17 protein-coding genes are annotated in these 15,027 nt (G+C 70.7%); 5 read left to right on the forward strand and 12 right to left on the reverse strand.

The features are described 5' to 3' along the window. The first annotated feature begins 1,530 nt into the window (after positions 1–1,530). Positions 1,531–2,487, forward strand: a complete 957-nt coding sequence (locus CCN44_RS09375) for a hypothetical protein (protein WP_237481791.1) — start codon at positions 1,531–1,533, stop codon at positions 2,485–2,487. 88 nt (positions 2,488–2,575) lie between these two features. Here CCN44_RS09375 and CCN44_RS09380 read toward each other — a convergent pair whose 3' ends face one another. From CCN44_RS09380 to CCN44_RS09430, 12 genes are all read right to left on the reverse strand, one after another. Next, the gene (locus tag CCN44_RS09380; protein ID WP_086697341.1) at positions 2,576–2,779 is read right to left on the reverse strand and encodes a hypothetical protein; all 204 of its coding nucleotides are present in this window, start codon (positions 2,777–2,779) and stop codon (positions 2,576–2,578) included. Further along, positions 2,776–2,919, reverse strand: coding sequence for a hypothetical protein (locus CCN44_RS44965; RefSeq protein ID WP_167403964.1), 144 nt, complete (start codon positions 2,917–2,919; stop codon positions 2,776–2,778). The genes CCN44_RS09380 and CCN44_RS44965 overlap by 4 nt, the downstream gene beginning before the upstream one ends. 261 nt (positions 2,920–3,180) lie before the next feature. Then, positions 3,181–3,558, reverse strand: coding sequence for a hypothetical protein (locus tag CCN44_RS09390; RefSeq protein ID WP_086697342.1), 378 nt, complete (start codon positions 3,556–3,558; stop codon positions 3,181–3,183). A gap of 30 nt (positions 3,559–3,588) precedes the next feature. Further along, positions 3,589–3,984 carry a hypothetical protein gene (locus CCN44_RS09395; protein WP_086697343.1) on the reverse strand — a complete coding sequence of 132 codons (396 nt, stop codon included), beginning with the start codon at positions 3,982–3,984 and terminating at the stop codon, positions 3,589–3,591. Then, a complete protein-coding gene (locus CCN44_RS09400) occupies positions 3,981–4,742 on the reverse strand; it encodes a hypothetical protein (protein WP_086697344.1) in 762 nt (253 codons plus the stop codon). Before CCN44_RS09400 ends, CCN44_RS09395 begins: the two co-directional genes overlap by 4 nt. A gap of 4 nt (positions 4,743–4,746) precedes the next feature. Continuing rightward, a complete protein-coding gene (locus CCN44_RS09405; protein WP_086697345.1) occupies positions 4,747–5,832 on the reverse strand; it encodes a DnaB-like helicase N-terminal domain-containing protein in 1,086 nt (361 codons plus the stop codon). After that, positions 5,823–6,251 carry a DUF4326 domain-containing protein gene (locus CCN44_RS09410; protein ID WP_086697346.1) on the reverse strand — a complete coding sequence of 143 codons (429 nt, stop codon included), beginning with the start codon at positions 6,249–6,251 and terminating at the stop codon, positions 5,823–5,825. Before CCN44_RS09410 ends, CCN44_RS09405 begins: the two co-directional genes overlap by 10 nt. Next, positions 6,248–7,918, reverse strand: a complete 1,671-nt coding sequence (locus CCN44_RS09415) for a DNA cytosine methyltransferase (RefSeq protein ID WP_237481789.1) — start codon at positions 7,916–7,918, stop codon at positions 6,248–6,250. The genes CCN44_RS09410 and CCN44_RS09415 overlap by 4 nt, the downstream gene beginning before the upstream one ends. A gap of 50 nt (positions 7,919–7,968) precedes the next feature. After that, positions 7,969–8,253 carry a hypothetical protein gene (locus CCN44_RS09420; protein ID WP_086697348.1) on the reverse strand — a complete coding sequence of 95 codons (285 nt, stop codon included), beginning with the start codon at positions 8,251–8,253 and terminating at the stop codon, positions 7,969–7,971. After that, a complete protein-coding gene (locus CCN44_RS09425) occupies positions 8,250–8,537 on the reverse strand; it encodes a hypothetical protein (protein ID WP_086697349.1) in 288 nt (95 codons plus the stop codon). Before CCN44_RS09425 ends, CCN44_RS09420 begins: the two co-directional genes overlap by 4 nt. Before the next feature lie 94 nt (positions 8,538–8,631). Next, the gene (locus tag CCN44_RS44970) at positions 8,632–8,769 is read right to left on the reverse strand and encodes a hypothetical protein (RefSeq protein WP_167403965.1); all 138 of its coding nucleotides are present in this window, start codon (positions 8,767–8,769) and stop codon (positions 8,632–8,634) included. Positions 8,770–8,774: 5 nt separating this feature from the next. Beyond that, positions 8,775–9,110 carry a hypothetical protein gene (locus CCN44_RS09430; RefSeq protein ID WP_086697350.1) on the reverse strand — a complete coding sequence of 112 codons (336 nt, stop codon included), beginning with the start codon at positions 9,108–9,110 and terminating at the stop codon, positions 8,775–8,777. 345 nt (positions 9,111–9,455) lie between these two features. Here CCN44_RS09430 and CCN44_RS09440 point away from each other — a divergent pair, with 345 nt between their 5' ends. From CCN44_RS09440 to CCN44_RS09455, 4 genes are all read left to right on the forward strand, one after another. Further along, positions 9,456–9,779 carry a chromosome segregation ATPase gene (locus CCN44_RS09440; RefSeq protein WP_086697351.1) on the forward strand — a complete coding sequence of 108 codons (324 nt, stop codon included), beginning with the start codon at positions 9,456–9,458 and terminating at the stop codon, positions 9,777–9,779. Beyond that, the gene (locus CCN44_RS09445; protein ID WP_086697352.1) at positions 9,776–11,716 is read left to right on the forward strand and encodes a coiled-coil domain-containing protein; all 1,941 of its coding nucleotides are present in this window, start codon (positions 9,776–9,778) and stop codon (positions 11,714–11,716) included. Before CCN44_RS09440 ends, CCN44_RS09445 begins: the two co-directional genes overlap by 4 nt. A gap of 261 nt (positions 11,717–11,977) precedes the next feature. Further along, on the forward strand, positions 11,978–14,278 hold the full coding sequence (locus CCN44_RS09450; RefSeq protein WP_237481787.1) for a type IV secretory system conjugative DNA transfer family protein: 2,301 nt from the start codon (positions 11,978–11,980) through the stop codon (positions 14,276–14,278). Between the two features lie 8 nt (positions 14,279–14,286). Continuing rightward, positions 14,287–14,976, forward strand: a complete 690-nt coding sequence (locus tag CCN44_RS09455; RefSeq protein WP_237481785.1) for a hypothetical protein — start codon at positions 14,287–14,289, stop codon at positions 14,974–14,976. Positions 14,977–15,027 lie beyond the last annotated feature (51 nt).

Raw genomic sequence — 15,027 nt, forward strand, 5'->3', positions numbered from 1 at the left:
CAGCAGGACCGGCCGGGTAACGAACGGCGGCCGGTCCTGCTGGGCCGGTACGGCGTCGTCGGCCAAGGCGCGGTGCCAACCTGCTGGTGAAGCGAGCGTGCGGCACAGGTGGAGCTGGGGCGGGCGGCGGGTCGTCGGGGCGGGGAGTCGCGCACGAGAGCACGGGGGCGCGCGTTCACCCGTAGAGCGTGCTCCGTGTGTGACGTTCCGCACGCCCGCCCCGGGAACCCCCGGGATTTGGCACCGCGTACCCGGCGTACTGTCACGAACCGCTGCTGGTAGATGGCTTGTGCGGCGGGCGCCCGTCGACATGGGGGTGCGCGGGGAGTTCGCCGATGCGGCACCCCGTGCCTTCCGTTTTTGTGGGAGAGGGACATTGACGTGAGCGCGGGGTGCCCTCCGCCTCAGGTAGAGTCCCGGCCACACACCCCAGAGGTTCACGAACGCTCGTGCCCTCGCGCGAGGACCACGAATTTTGTGGGCCTCCACCACGGGAGCCGTGAAACTCACGGCCCCTTCGGGAATGGGGTGATAGAGCCAGATGACGGAGCAGGAGCAGCCTGAGCAGTCTGAGGTTCACTGCCGTTGCTGTAGCCGTCGGGAGCGGTCGACCGAGACCACCCGGTGGGTGGGGCTGGCGTTCTACATGGTCTACGAGATCGTGAAGAACTGGCCCTGGTAACGCGGAAAGCCCCGACCTGACCGGTCGGGGCCCGCGCTGCACACGGTGCACTGAGGGAGGCCTCACCTGGATGCTTGGCCGGCGTCGGGTGGGGCCTTCCTTCATTTCCGAATGCGGTTACCGCTGCGTACGCAAGCGGATACGGCCATTTGTGATGACCGTCACACCCGGGAGCAGCGGTGCCCCCATCGTGCCCTATGCGGCAGGGGTCGTGCGACAGCTACCGGCATGTCCATCCGCGCAGATCGGACGCACAAAACTGACAACTACCCAGGTGACGGGCGCTTTTCGGTCAACAAAGTGACGTGAATCACACTCCGGATGGGTGAGCAGGCGCACAGACGGACGGCGAGATATGCACCGGTTTGCCGGGGGTTCATCCCGCACGGCGCAGCGGAACCAATGGTTCCGAATGTGAGCGGAGGTACTGTACCGGCAGGGTCTGACAACCGGGGCCTACGAACGCCCGAACGGCTCACCGGGTAGACAGTAGGACACCGCACTGACATACGGTCAGCAACCCGCTCATCAGCCGCCGTCCGCTCACGGCGGCCCCTGCCTTCCGCCACCAAAGCCACGGCGACACCGCGCGGCCACCGGGCGCGCGAGGCCGTCGGCCACGTCCACGTGGCCTCGCGTCGCCGCCCGTCCGTCCCCGGATCCCGGAACCAGGGCGGCCCGCCGCTCGGGGCCGGATCCGGCCCAGGGGAGCGCCCTGCTCGGCCGGCCCCCGCTTCGGGCGGATCCGCCCTGGCGCCTCTACCGTCCGGTGGGCACGGCCCGCGTTCAGTTCGGTCAGTCACGAGACCGCCGAGTAGCGATCCCCTCCCAGGTCACGGGAGGGGATCGTGTCCAAGCCACCGCTGGCCACAGCCGGGCTGGGCCCGATGCGCGACAATCGCGGCGTGCAGATGTCGAAGTTCCCCTCGGTCCGCGCGCTCGACCAGCTGCTCGACGGCCTGGGCACCGGCGCAGCCCGTCGGCGTCAGCTGGACATGGTGCGCGGGGAGCTGGAGCGGGCGCTGGCCCGGGGCGCACTGCCGGTCCGGGCCCGGCGCAGCCTGCAGCGGCTCCTGGAGGAAGAGGCAATTCGCCCGTACGTACGGATCGCAGAGTCTGGGGCCCTGCGGCACCGCCGGGTGGCCGGCGGGTTCCCGCCCACTTCGGAGGCGACCAACGAGATCCGCAGTAAGTGCATCGACCTGCTGCGCGAGGCGCTGGGGATGCCCGCGTTGCGCCTGGGCAGCGGGGAGATCCCGCTGCAGCCCGCACCGGCGGCGGCCACCCTTTCGGCACTGGCCCGACAGCTCGACCAGTACTTGGGCGGCGCCATGTCCCCAGCACAGACCCGGCTGACGGCCCTGCTCGCCGTCCAGCTGGACACCGCGGCGCGCAGCGGGGAGCTGGCCGCGCAGCGCACCACACACCTGGGCGAGGGCCTCGCTGCGGTGTACGTCGAGCGGCGTCCTCAGGGCGGCGGCGCCATCCAGGGGGAGTGGGTGGAGACCTCGGCGCTGACCCGGGCCGCACTGGAGCGCTGGCTGCCGGTGCGCGAGGGCCTGGTGCAGCGCGCCCATGGCACCTCGCGGCTATGGGTGTCGCTCTGGATGAACCACGACGGCGTCCTCGACGACGAAGGTCGCACGGTGATCCGGCCCCCAGGGATGCCGCTGGAGGAGAACGGATTGATCACCTCGTACCGGGTCGGCCGACTGCGGTACGAAGGGCTACGCCAGCTGCTGCCGCTCAAGATGGAGCAGCTGCGGCGCGCGGTTAACGCCGAGCGCCAACGCGCTGCCGCGTAGTCCCTCTTGGGCGCTGCCTGCGGTGCGAGGGCGCCGACTTCCGCGCTGAGCGCCTCACTGCCGGTCAGAAAACAGGAAGCTGCCCAGGTCACGCGGGCGGGCGGGATGCGCCCAGCACGCCACGCTCGCGCAGCTGGGCGATGTGCTCCAGCCCGCCTGGCCGGTGCAGCGGGGTGTTGTCGACGTCGGCCTCGGCGGCGCCGACCCGGCGAGTGGCCTCGGCCCCGGACGGCGCTGCGGTGGAGGCCTGGGGCTGCGGGCCGTGGCCCAGCGGCCGGCGTGCGGTGCTCATGAGCGCTGATCGTACGGACAACCGGCGAGCGCGGGCGAGTTGTCGCTGGGGACGTCGCTGCCGAGCAGGACGGGCACCGGGACGACGGACAGGGTGGCCAAGTTGGCGCTGCGTTCGAGCTGGATGCTCCGTCGGCGCACGTGCCCTCGCTGCTGTTCCTTCTATTCCACCCCGTTGATCTGCATATCAGCCACCGTACTCACACGTGGAAAACCCCGACGGACAGTTCTCCACCGGGGTTTTAGGCGCGGTTCCTGGAGTCTCGCCGGGGTCCTAGAACTCGACGTCCTCCTCGTGGGTAACGACGGCGCCAAAGCGTCCGTGCCACTCGGGGACATCACCGCCGGTGTCGACCCCGACCGTGCAGCTGGGGCCTACTCCGCCGTCGCGGGTCCAGGCGTTCACAGGTCGATGTCTTCCTCATCGTCGCGGTCGCGGTCCTGGGCGCTGTCGGCCGGCGGCGGGCTCGGCTCGAAGCTGCGGGGGTGAGTGGCGTGGTCCAGGCCCCGGGCGGCGAAGCCCTTGTCGCCGTCGCCACGGTGTTCCTTCTCCGCGTCGGCGACCTCGCGGTGGGTGGCGCCAGTCACGTCGACCAGGTGCCGGGCGAGGGCGACCTGCTGCTGGTAGGCGCTGACGTCGGCGCTGGTGACCTGGCCGGAGGCGGTCTTTTCCTCCAGCTCGTCGGCGGTCCGGTCGAGTTGGGCGAGGGCCGGGAGCAGCCCGGCGACCTTTTCCTGGTGGGTGAGGACGGCCGGCTCCTCGGCCTGGGTGTCGCTCACGTGGGGTTGCCCTTCTGTCGGTGACGGGTCTTAGAAGTCGATGTCGAGGTCGTCGTCGGTCTGCGGCGGTGCCGGGCCGGTGTCGGGTTCGTTGCGTACGAGTCGCAGGTGCCGCTCGGGCTTTGCTGCGGGTGCGGGCTCATGGGTGGGATCGGGCGGCCACTCAGCGCCCGTGGGGCCGTGCACGGTCACCTCGCCGGGGTGGACCTCGGCCTGGACGCGGCCTCGGTAGACCAGGGCGCCGCCGTCGAGGAACTGCAGCGCGGGGTGGGTGCGCGGATCGTCGGCCGGCTTCACGGCGTCGCGTTCGGTCAGGGGGTTGGGGTCGACGGTGCGGCCGTCGATGACCAGCCCCTTCGGGGAGACCTCCACGACGTGGCCGCGCCAGTGCCTGATCAGCCGTCCGACGGCGGCGGTGGGCTTCACCGGGCCTGTTCCCCGCGCTCGGCGGCGGTCAGCTCGACCGGGGCCTCGTGGCCGGCGGCCTTGAGCAGGGCGGCCACGCTGAGTTCGTCGCCGGGGGCGACGGCCCGGTTCTCGCGGGCCTCGGTCGCGGCGACCAAGGCCTCGACGGTCCTGCTGATCGCCTCGACGCGGGCCACTTCGGTGCGGTGGTCCCACTGGCGTTCGGCGACACGGGTCTGGCCCTTGACCATGGCGAGGGCTACTTGGGTGCGGCCCTCGGTCTCCGCCATGACCCGCTCGTGGCGCTGCTCGCGCTCCAGGCGGCGGTCACTGCGCCACAGCGGGGCGCACACGGCGTAGACGGCGGCGGTGCTGACCAGCCACAGCAGGGCGCGCAGCGACCAGATCGGTGTCCAGGCGGCCACGCCCAGCAGGGCGAGGGTCCCGCCGGCCGCGAACGCCACCCGGGTGGTCTCCGCCTCGCCGTTCTGCTTGGCGGCCGAAACAGTGCCCGCTGCGGCGGCGAGGGCGGCCAGCGCTCCGCTGATCCACAGCGGCTGGGTCGAGCCGTCGGGCAGCTGCTCGTGCCAGCCCCACGCCAGCGCCGTCGCCGCGGTGGTGACCAGTCCGGGGGCGATGCGTCCGACGTGCTCCCACAGCAGTCGGGCGACGGACCTCACCGGCGGCAGGGGCTCGACGCTGGGCAGGTAGGGGGCGGTGATCTGGTGCTCGCGGCTGATCAGGTAGGCGGTCGGGTCGAAGGGGGTGGGCTCGTTCATGGAGTCACATCTCCATCTCGTTCTGGTGGTCGGGGAGTTCGGGGGAGTGGCTGGGAGCTGCTGGGGCGGGCTCCTTGTCGCTGGCCAGCTCCGGATCGCGCTCGGCGTGCTGGATGCGCTGGTGATCGGCGTGGACCGGCTGCAGGGCCTGTTGGGCGTGGCCGACCAGTGCGCTGGGGGCGAGGCCCGGGTGGCGGGCGTAGTTGCGCAGGTCGTGACCGGCTGCGTCGAGCCGGTCGAGGGCGGCGGTGTGCAGCACCCGCTCTGCGGTGTGGGCTGCGATGCCGCCCATGCCGCCCTGCTCCAGCTCGGCGAGGATCTGGTCGCTGAGGGTGGGCCCGGGATGGCGCTGGGCCTCCCATGCGACGGTCAGCGGGTCGATGGGCGCATGACGCTCGCCGAGCGTGCACATGGCGCGGTATGCGACGGCCAGTTGCGGGTGAGAGAAGTCCTGCGCTTGCAGACGGCCGGTGACCTCGGGAAGCTGGCGGGGCTCGTAGAGCAGGGAGGCCACCGTCTCGCCCTCGGCTTGCAGATCGGTGCGGGCCCGCTCGGTGCGGGGCACCGGGGTGATCGACTCCTCGGGCTGGGTGTCGAGCAGGTTCCGCACGGTCTCCGGCGCGGCCCTCCAGGCGGCGTCCAGCTGGGCAAGCCGCCGGCCAGTCCTGTCCGCCTGCTCCAGCGCCTTGAGCGCCTGGTCGACCTCGGCCTGCCGGGCGGTGTCGCGCAGTTGCTCACCGGCGTGCTCGACCGCCCTATGGATAGCGGCCTCCAGCACCATCCCGCCGTACAGCGGGGCGGTGCGCGGGTTGGGGCAGACGCTGGAGTTGGCCAAGTGGGAGATCCTGGCGGGGCTGAGCAGGTGCCGGATGCCGGGGTCCTCGATCTTCGCCACCGCCGCGGTGACGGCGGCCGGGATGTCGGTCGGGGCGACCTTGGAGAAGTCGAGCGACTGCAGCGTCTGCCACAGGGCGGCGTAGTCCGGCCGGGAGAAGGTTGCCGGCGGTATCCAGCGCATCGAGGGCAGCGCCTCGGGGCGATGCAGCATCGCCCCGAGCAGCGCTTCCTCCGCCTTGCGGGTCAGCCGCACGGCGGCACCTCCGCGGCATCGGCCCGCTCGGCAAGCACACGCGCGTGGCACGGGTCGCCCTCGCGGCACCAGCAGCCCAGCCGATGGCCCCTGAGCTTGGGTAACTCCCGTGCAACCAGCTCCCGGTGGGAATCCAGCCACGCCTCGTAGCGGGCGACGACCTCCTCAGCGGTGCCGTGCTTGCCCACTCGGTAGGGGTTGGCGAGCGGGTGGCCGTGCAGGCGCCACCCGCCCTGGTACATCGGGCGGCCGACGTAGACGACGCCCTGAATCTCGGGGTCGTCGCGGCGGCCCTTGAGGCACACCACGGTGGTGGGACCGGTCACGGCCGGCTGCTCGGCGCTGATGGCCAGCTCTTGGCCGAAGAGGTCGAGTTGGCGCCCGCCGTTCATCTCCGGGTCGAATGGCTTCGGCGTCATGCTGCCTCCGCCCGGTGCAGGGCGGCACGCAGCAGGGATCCGATCCAGGTACCGACCGGCGGGGGGACGGCGTTGCCGAACCCGTCGACCTGGTTACGGGCGGAGCCCCAGACGGTGAAGGTGCCGCGGTAGTCGTTGAAGTCGACGTCGAAGCCGCAGCCGCGGCCGATCTCGTGCGCCTTCATCATCCGGTAGAAGCAGTCTTCCAACGGAATTTCGGCGAGCGTCGCCTGCCACTGGGCCATGAGCAGCGCGGTGGTGTCGCGTGAGGTGAGGGTGCCGAGCGGATCCGTGACCGGGCGAGCCGCGGTCTCGTTCCCGGTCGGGCCGTTCTGCTCGTACCAGCCGGCGGCCGTCAGCACTGCGGGGATCTGCTCCGAGGTGAAGGTGGGCATGGCCTCGCTGTGCAGCGCGGGCAGCGTGTTCTTCCGGTACGGGATGACACCGGAGGACAGCACGGCGAGGGTCTCCGACCCGACCTGGGTGGGCAGCGGTTCCCATGCGCCGCGCGGGCTGCCCTGGAAGTTGTCCACCGCGAGCGCCATCGCCGGTGCGGGCAGACCGTCAGCGGCGTCCTGGGTCCACCGCGGCTGGATGACCGGGCCGGTCGACAGGATCGCGGTCTCCTGCTGGCTGGTCTGCGTCGCCATGGGCTGCAGCAGGAGCCGCTCCGAGCCGTGCACGCCCTTCGCCGGCATGAGGATCGCCGGGAAGTCGGCGAAGCGCTGGCGGCACCGTTCCGCGCGTTCCATGGACGACTTCGCGAGCGGCCCGACGAAGCCGTCCTTGTACGTCCGAAGCGGCTTGTCGCCGATGCGTGTGCCCAGGTCGGTGAGGTCGAGCGCGGCCAGCGACGGTGTCATCGGCGGGACGACGGGGCGGCGGCAGGACGGGCAGCGGTATTCGTACTGCTTGCCGTACATCACCGTGCCGGTCGGCGGGATGCCGGTCTTCCACGTCCACACTGCCTCGACGTCCTTGTCGCAGTGTCCGCAGTGCGACACGGGCCGGTGCTCCAGGTCGGGCATCGGCAGGGACTTGTCGACGAACACCCAGTAGCCGCGGTCCCGGGACTGGGGGACTCCGAAGAACTGGCTGTTCAGGTACAGGACCTTGTGGTTGTAGCCGAGCAGGTCGAACTGCTTGAGCCACCACCTGTACGTGCTGCCGTCCCCGACCTTCGGGCGGCCCGGCAGCGCGTTCCCCCACGAGGTGAGCTGGGTGGTGCACTCGACCAGGATCAGCCGGGGGTGGTGCTTTTCGGCGTACTGCAGGACGCAGTTCGCGGTGGCCCGGTCCCGCTCGGACCTGGTCACGCGCGCCTCGTAGTCGGGGTCCTCCAGCTCGAACAGTGTCAGGCCCTGCTCGTACGCCCTGACCGTGTTGGCGAGTGAGTGGTTGACGCAGCTCACGCCTGCGGTCAGAAGGTCAGCGGGGGGAAGATCCCGGGCGGAGTGGTAGTCGGCGGCCTCGGGGTCGACCAGGTCGGCGATCCAGTGTTCGGCGTGCGGGTGGTTCGCCTCGTGGACCTCGACCTTGTAGGGGTTGTGGTTCGCGGCCATGATCGTGGTGAACCCGGCGTCCTCGACGGCCTTGGTGAGCCCGCCGAAGCCGCTGAAGAGGTCGACGGCAACGTGGTCGTCGTGTCGGAAGCGTCGACGCCTCACGGCCGGCCGGTGGGTGGCGGTGCGAGGCTTCCTGCTGGTCGTTCGAGTCATCAGACCAGCCCCCGGAGCGCGCGGAAGATGCTGATGAGCACGATGGCGGTGACGAAGGCGGTGATTACCGTTCCCCGGCCGCTGGCGGCGAGGACCTTGCCCAGCTGCAGCGGCACCTTGGCGGCCACGGTGACGATGGTGGCCACATAGGTGAGGAACGCGGCGCCGATGGTGTTCCCGATGCCGGTACCGGTGTACGTGGCCAACAGGGCGGCCAGCGCGCCGGCGAGGACGGCAACCAGGGCGGTGACCCGCTCGGCGGTGAAGCTCTCGGTGGCCTTCATCGGGTCACCGCCAGCCGCGGGGCGGGGACGTAGGTCTGGAAGTCGGTGGCCTCGACGGCGCGCAGGCAGGCCCGCATGTGGGCGGCGGCGGTCTCGGGGTGCTCGCCGTACTCGTAGGCGACCTCGGCGACCGCCTTGGCGGCGCCCTCGGGGCCCAGCCGCGCGGCGGTCTGGTGGATCAGCTCGCGGGTGCGGGCCGGGTTCTTGGCGAACTCCGCCTGGGGGGCCTGGGAGACGAACAGGAACGTGGCGAGCGTCGTGGTGACGCGCGAGGTGGAACGCACAGCAGCCTCCGGTGAGGGAGAAGAAGAGAAGGGGATCCGGCTCGGCCCCGGGCGGGGCGGGTCGCTCATCCGCCCGGGGCGAGGTGGGGAAATGTCAGCCGTTGCCCTGCTTGAGGGCGGCCCGCTGGGCGGCGGCGCGCTCGGCGGCCTCGGCGGCCTCCTGAGCGCGGCGCAGCGCCTCGCTGGCGGCGGGGTCCTGGATGACGGCGGTGACGCCGATGGAGGCGGTCACGGCGGTCAGCCGACCAGCAGCACGGTGCGCGAGTGCGGGCGCGCGGGCTCCGGGGAGTCCTGCCGGCCGTCCCGCTCGTGCGGGGTCGGGCGCATGGGCAGCTGGGGCCTGTCCTCGGCGTGCACGGGGTTGTCGCAGGTGACGATGCCGTGGCCGGTGACGACGCTCTCGAAGTCGCGGCAGTCGCGGCACTTCGGGCCGATCCGCCCGACGACCGCGAGGCGCGGGCCGGTGACGACCGGCAGGGCCTGGATGCCCTCGGGGGTCAGACGCAGGGCGGGCAGGTCGTCGACCTGGACCGTGGCGCCGGGGATGAGGCTGGTGCTGAGAGACTGGTTCACGGAGATCCCTCCAAGTCAGGGGTGTCCCAATCCGGAAGGCGGTCCTACGCGCCTGTCCGGGGCGGCCGGCGGCGGCAACCGCTGGCCAGGGAGAGGGTCGGTGGCCGGCAAGCCCCGGCCCTCTCCCGTGCTCGCAGAACCAACATAACCCCCAAACCCTTGAACTTCAAGACTCTTGAAGTCTTGGAGTTTTGAAGTTAGGTTGATCTCGACACCTAATGAAGGGAGTGGCGGATGGGACTCGCCCCGGTCCGCGAACGGTCCCCGGTACGGCGCACGGTGCCGTTGCCGCGGACACATAACCTCTTGGAGTCCATGACTTCACGACCCCAAGGGGGAGCACAAATGGCGGGCAGCACGGCGAAGCGCAAGGGCGGGCAGGCGGAGGAGCGGCCCAAGTGGGTGCCGTTGCGCGAGGACCAGCACAGCGAGCTGTCCACCATCGCGCGGGAGCTGATGCTCGCCCGGTCCGTGAAGACGGAGCGGATCACGGAGAACACGGTGATCCGGGTGGCCGTCGACCTGATGATCCGGCATCCGGAGCTGCTGGTTGGCGACACGGAGGATGACCTGCGCACGAACATGCTCGACCGGTTCGAGCAGCTGCTGCAGCGGGAGCGGGAACTGCTGGCCGGCGGCGCGGGAGAGGACCCGGGGGACAGCCAGTGACCTCAGCAGCAGCCAACCACACCATCGACTGGCGGGGCGCGGCCGAACGGCTCGTCAACGACACACCCACCTGGGCCCTGGCCGTCATCGGCGGCGCCGTGCTCATCACGGTGCTGGTCGTCGGCTACCTGGCGGTGTCCCGGCTCAGCAGCCAGAAGACGGAGCGGGAGCGCTACCGGCGCGAGGCCCTCGCGCTGGCGAAGGAAGAGGGCCAGCCCGCGCCGGCGGAGCCGCTGCGCATGGACCCCAAGCCTCTGCTGGGCGGTATCGCGGTCAGTCTCTACGGCCTGTGGGGCTTCGCCACCGGAACGCTCAACCTGCCGACGCTCTTTGCCGTCGGCTTCGTGTCGATGTTCGACGTCCTGGAACTGCGGCTGTTCTCGCTGATGTACAAGTCGGCGGACCCGAGCAAGGGCTGGACTCCGCAGCTGCGGCTGCTGCAGGCCACGGCCTGGGGCTTCGTCGCGGCGTCCGCCATCGCCAACATCGCGCACGCTCCGAACGCCATCGCGGCGCCGTTCATGGCGCTCATGCCGATTGGCGCGGCCTGGGTCATCGAGCTGGACCTGCGCCGGGCGCTGGCGGGCAAGGAAGCGGAGGAGAGGCCGCAGCAAGGCACGAAGCCCGGCCCGTTCCGGCTGGCCGGTCTGCTCTGGCGGCGCCTGTGGGCCTGGGGCTTCCGCAAGGCGGGCCTGGACGTCAACGACCGGGCGGACGAGATGGTCCGCCGCGCCCGTGCCCGTGACGCTGCGGACGCCTCGTACGAACTGCGCAAGGCGCTCCAGGAGAAGGCGCAGCTGGAGGCGGTCGTCGGCAGTGCCCCGCTGACCCGTGGCCGGGGCAAGGTCTCGGAGGAGCAGAAGCGGCTCGACACGCTGAACCGGGCGCTGGAGAGGAAGATCCGGCCCAAGGCACAGGCGGCCCTGGAGCTGGCGGACACGCAGGACCCGGAGCAGGGCCTGCAGCTCATGCAGCGCATGGCCTGGCTGACCCGGGCGGACGACGTCGCACTGCTCGACTACGGCCCCGACAGCCGCGCCATGGAGCTGCTGGAGGAGCTGAACATCGCGGCGAACGCCGACTTTGTGAAGTCCCGCAAGCGGGCGCAGGAAGCGGACCAGCGGGCGGCGGAGGCGGAGGAGATCCGGCTCAACGCCGAAAGGGCGGTCCAGGAAGCCGCGGAGAAGCTGGCGGCCGTGGAGAAGGTGTTGGAGGAGACCCGCAAGCAAGCCGAAGAGGCGCAGAAGCAGGCGGCGGCCGAACGGGAGGCGGAGGAGAACCGGCTCAAGGCGCTTCGCGAGGAGCGGGCGCTGCTGGAGTCCAGCGACGCCACGGCGGCACAGCTCTACCAGAAGACGGCTCAGGAGCTGGACAGGCTCAAGGGCCAGCTGGCCGGGCTCGAAGAGGAGCGCGGCAGGCTCAGCACGGCCTACGAGCAGGTGCAGCAGCAGGCCAAGGACGCCATCGAGCAGGCGCTGCGGCTGGCAGGCGAGCAGCGGGAGCTGACGGTCCGGCTGGAGACTCTGCAGGCGGAGCGGGCGCGGTTCGAGACGGAGGCCACCGACGCGCAGAAGGAAGCGCAGGAAGCCCGTGCCGAAGCGGAGGAAGCCCGGCGGGAGCTGGTGCGACTGCAGGGCCAGCTGAGCGCGCTGCAGGAAGTGCAGCGGTCGGTCCCAGCGCGGGTGCCGACCAGTGCTCGGGTGCAGGCCACCGTGGACGACGACTCGAAGAGGACCCGCGAGCAGATCCGCGCGGTGCTGGAGACGCTGACCGCGGAGCAGCGGGCTTCGTCGCAGCGAGAGCTGGCGGCTCTGATCGAGCCGCATGTGCCGGTCAAGGCGGACTCCATCCGCCGGCACCTGCGGGCAATCGCCCGGGAGAACCAGCCCAACGTGCCGGGGCAACGGCCGGGCGACGACGAAGACGACGACGAGTGAACCGGGGAGCCTCCGGACTCTCTCCACAGGCCGGCTTCCCCACGACGTGCCAGACCCAACTGTCCGGTCTGGAGGGCAATCTGCCCAGGTCCTCCCGCCAGGCGGGAAGCCGCGCACCTCTGCGCGACAGGACCGCAACGAACGGTGAAAACCGTGCCGTACTTGGCAGTGCAGCGACGTATACAGACAGGAGTGGCCCCGGTGGCGCATGAAGAGCTTGGCGGCTACTGCACCACCGGGGCACCGACGAAGGGAACCTTCGTGAACGACAACAGTAAGGCCCGTGACCTGATCAACTCCGACCAGTCTGCGAACATCGACCTCACGGTGGCAGGGAAGCGCTGGAAGCCCAGGATCGTGCTCTCCACGTACTCGGTCCTCTCCCGCCCCACGCTGCGGCTGACGGCCCTGACCGTGCCGGCCAGCCTGCTCGCAGCCGAGACGACGACACAGGACACCAACACGGGCGGGCTGTTGGACACCGTCTTCGGGGGCCTGGTCGACACCCTCGGGGCACTGTTCGAGCAGCAGCCGCTCCTCGTGCCAGCCCTGGCCGTCGGCCTGGCCGGAGCCGGATACCTAAAATTCAAAGGCGACCTCAACTTCACCCGCGATGCCCACGGGTTCGCCCCCGAGGACCAGCTGCGCAAGGCACTCGGCGCCCGTCAGCTGGTCAAAAGGCGCAACGTGCTGCGCCCCAGTCTGGCCAACGTCCCGGCCCGCAAGGTCGACACCAACGCAGTCGGCACCTACCTGGGCAAGGACCGCCGAACGGGCCTGCACCTCTACATGGCCATCGAGGACAGCTCCGTGATGGTCGCCCCGCCCGGCGCGGGCAAGACGGCGAAGCTCGCCAACTGGATCATCGACGCCCCGGGCGCGGTCCTGGCGACGTCGGTGAAGGTGGACATCGTCGATCTGACGGAGAAGCTCCGCACGCGGGTCGGACGCATCCTGATCTGGAACCCCCAGGGCATCGGCGGGCGGGCCTCCAACGTGGCCTGGGACCCGGTGATCGGCTGCTCCGACCCGGAGCACGGCGTCGAGCGGGCCATGCGCCGCGCCAACTATCTGCTGGACGGCTCCGACGCCACCAAGGGGGTGGAGAACCGCAACTTCTGGGAGACGGCCAGCTACTCGGTGCTCAAGGCGTTCTTGTGGGCGGCCGACGCGGAGGGTCTGACCCTTCTGGACGTAGCCCGCTGGTCCAAGAGCTTCCGCAACCAGGAAGCCATCGGCATCCTGGAAAAGTACGAGCACCCCGACCCGTCCAATCCCCGCCGGCCCGTCGCCCCACGAGGCTGGAAGGACGACCTGATCCAGGTGCAGAGGGTCGAGGGCAAGCCGACCACCGGTGAGAACGTCTTCGGCACGCTGTCCAAAACGTTCATGTTCCTCGACACCCCGCAGATCCAGCAGGTCATTGAGGACGCGCACAAGGGCGGAGGCCTCTTCGACATCCGCGGCTACCTGCAGTCGCAGGACACCCTGTACCTGCTCGGCCGTGACACCGGCCGGGGCGGCATCGGCCCGTTGTTCAGCTGCCTGACGGGCGAGATCTACGAAGCGGCCCGGAAGCTGGCGGCCCTGCAGCGCGGTGGGCGGCTGGACCCGCCGTGGTCGCTGATCCTCGACGAAGCGGCCCTCATCTGCTCGGTCCCGCTGGAGAAGTGGACGGCGGACAGCCGCGGCCTGGGCATCCCGATCCACGCTGTGTTCCAGTCGCGCTCGCAGATCCGGGACCGCTACGGCCGTGAGGCGGCGAGGACCATCTGGACCAACATGGTCAAGCTCGTGCTGGGCGGCCTGGCCGACGAAGAGGACCTCAAGGGCCTGTCGGAGCTGTGCGGCCGGCACAAGGAGAAGCGGGAGTCCCACTCGTCCTCCCCGGGCCCGGACGGCACGATGCGCCAGTCCTCCTCGTACACCTGGGTCGAGGTCGACACCATGACCCCGGCGGACATCATGAACTTGGAGCCGGGCGAGATCCTGGTCCTGCGCCGTAACCTCGGCGGCCCGGTCGTCGTGCGCTACACCCCGGTGTGGGACCGCAAGGACGTCAAGGCCATGGACAAGCTGGAGAAGAAGGCGGCCAAGTCGGCGCTGAAGAACCGGCTGCGCAAGGACTCCACGGTGCCCTCCTACGCGCCGCCCACGGATACGGTGCTCGTCGAGGACCCGGCGGACCTGTGGGCGCCGCCGGAGCCTGCCAGCCCGTGGGCGCCCTCGGCCCCGTCCACGGACCCCAGCCCCTGGACGGCGGACCCGGCTGCCAGCGGCTGGGTCTCCGGCCCACTGCCCGGCCCGCGTAGCCATCTGCAGGTCGTGCGCGGCGAGGTGGTCCCGCCGGTGCCGCCCATGCCGGAGCACCCGCCGGTGTTCCCGGACCAGCCGGACTTCGCCCCGACCCGGCACCTGGAGCAGGTCCCCGTGCAGCCGGAGCCGGCGGAGGAGCGGCCGGCCGCGCCTGTGCCGCTGCGCAAGACGGGCACCGACGACACCGAAGCCACCGCCTCCGACCCGTACGTCTACGAAGACGATGACGACCTGGGCGGCCTGTGATGGCGGAGATGAAGCTCGACCCGATGGAGATGCTGCTGCGGCTGACGGGTGACCTGTCGGCCGTACGCACCCGCCTGCAGGAGCTGGAGGACCAGAGGCTCGGCGAGGCGCTGGATGGCCTCGACACGAAGGTGGGCCAGCTCAAGGAGACGCTGGCCGCGGTGGTGGAAGCCGTCCGGCAGATCCGGGAAGACCCGCAGGAAGAAGAAGAGGCGCCCGACTGGCCCGGCACCACGCCGAACTGGATGGACGACCTCGACCAGGAGCAGGCCCGCATCCTGTGGGACTGGCTCACGGAGTGGTGCCAGAACAAGCTGTGGCCCTTCTACGCCCAGCACGTGTGGAAGCCCTGCTGGTACAAGCACCCGCGGCTGCGTATCGAGCTGACCTCCCTGTGCGCGAACTGGCACTGGTCGTACACCAAGGGAGCACCGCCCACCCGGGTCTCGGAGTGGCACGCCCGGTGGTGGCCGCACGTCGAGAGGGTCCTCAAGGAAGAGTTGAAGAACTGCGGGATGCCCCGCGACGACCTCAAGCGGCCCAAGCACCCGGTGCCGGTGCCGATCCGGGCCACGGAGGCTGAGCCCAATCCGCCCGCGCCTCCGTTCACCGAAGAGGACTTCGCCGACCCCGGCTTCCTCACGGCCATCGAGAAGGACATCGCCCGGCGCCGGCCGCCGGACAGCGACGCCGACTGAGCCCAGCAGCCACCACGCGGAGGGGGAGTCACCCAAATTTGGGTGACTCCC

Origin of the sequence: Streptomyces tricolor, assembly GCF_002155905.1 — a bacterium.
GTDB lineage: Bacteria > Actinomycetota > Actinomycetes > Streptomycetales > Streptomycetaceae > Streptomyces > Streptomyces tricolor.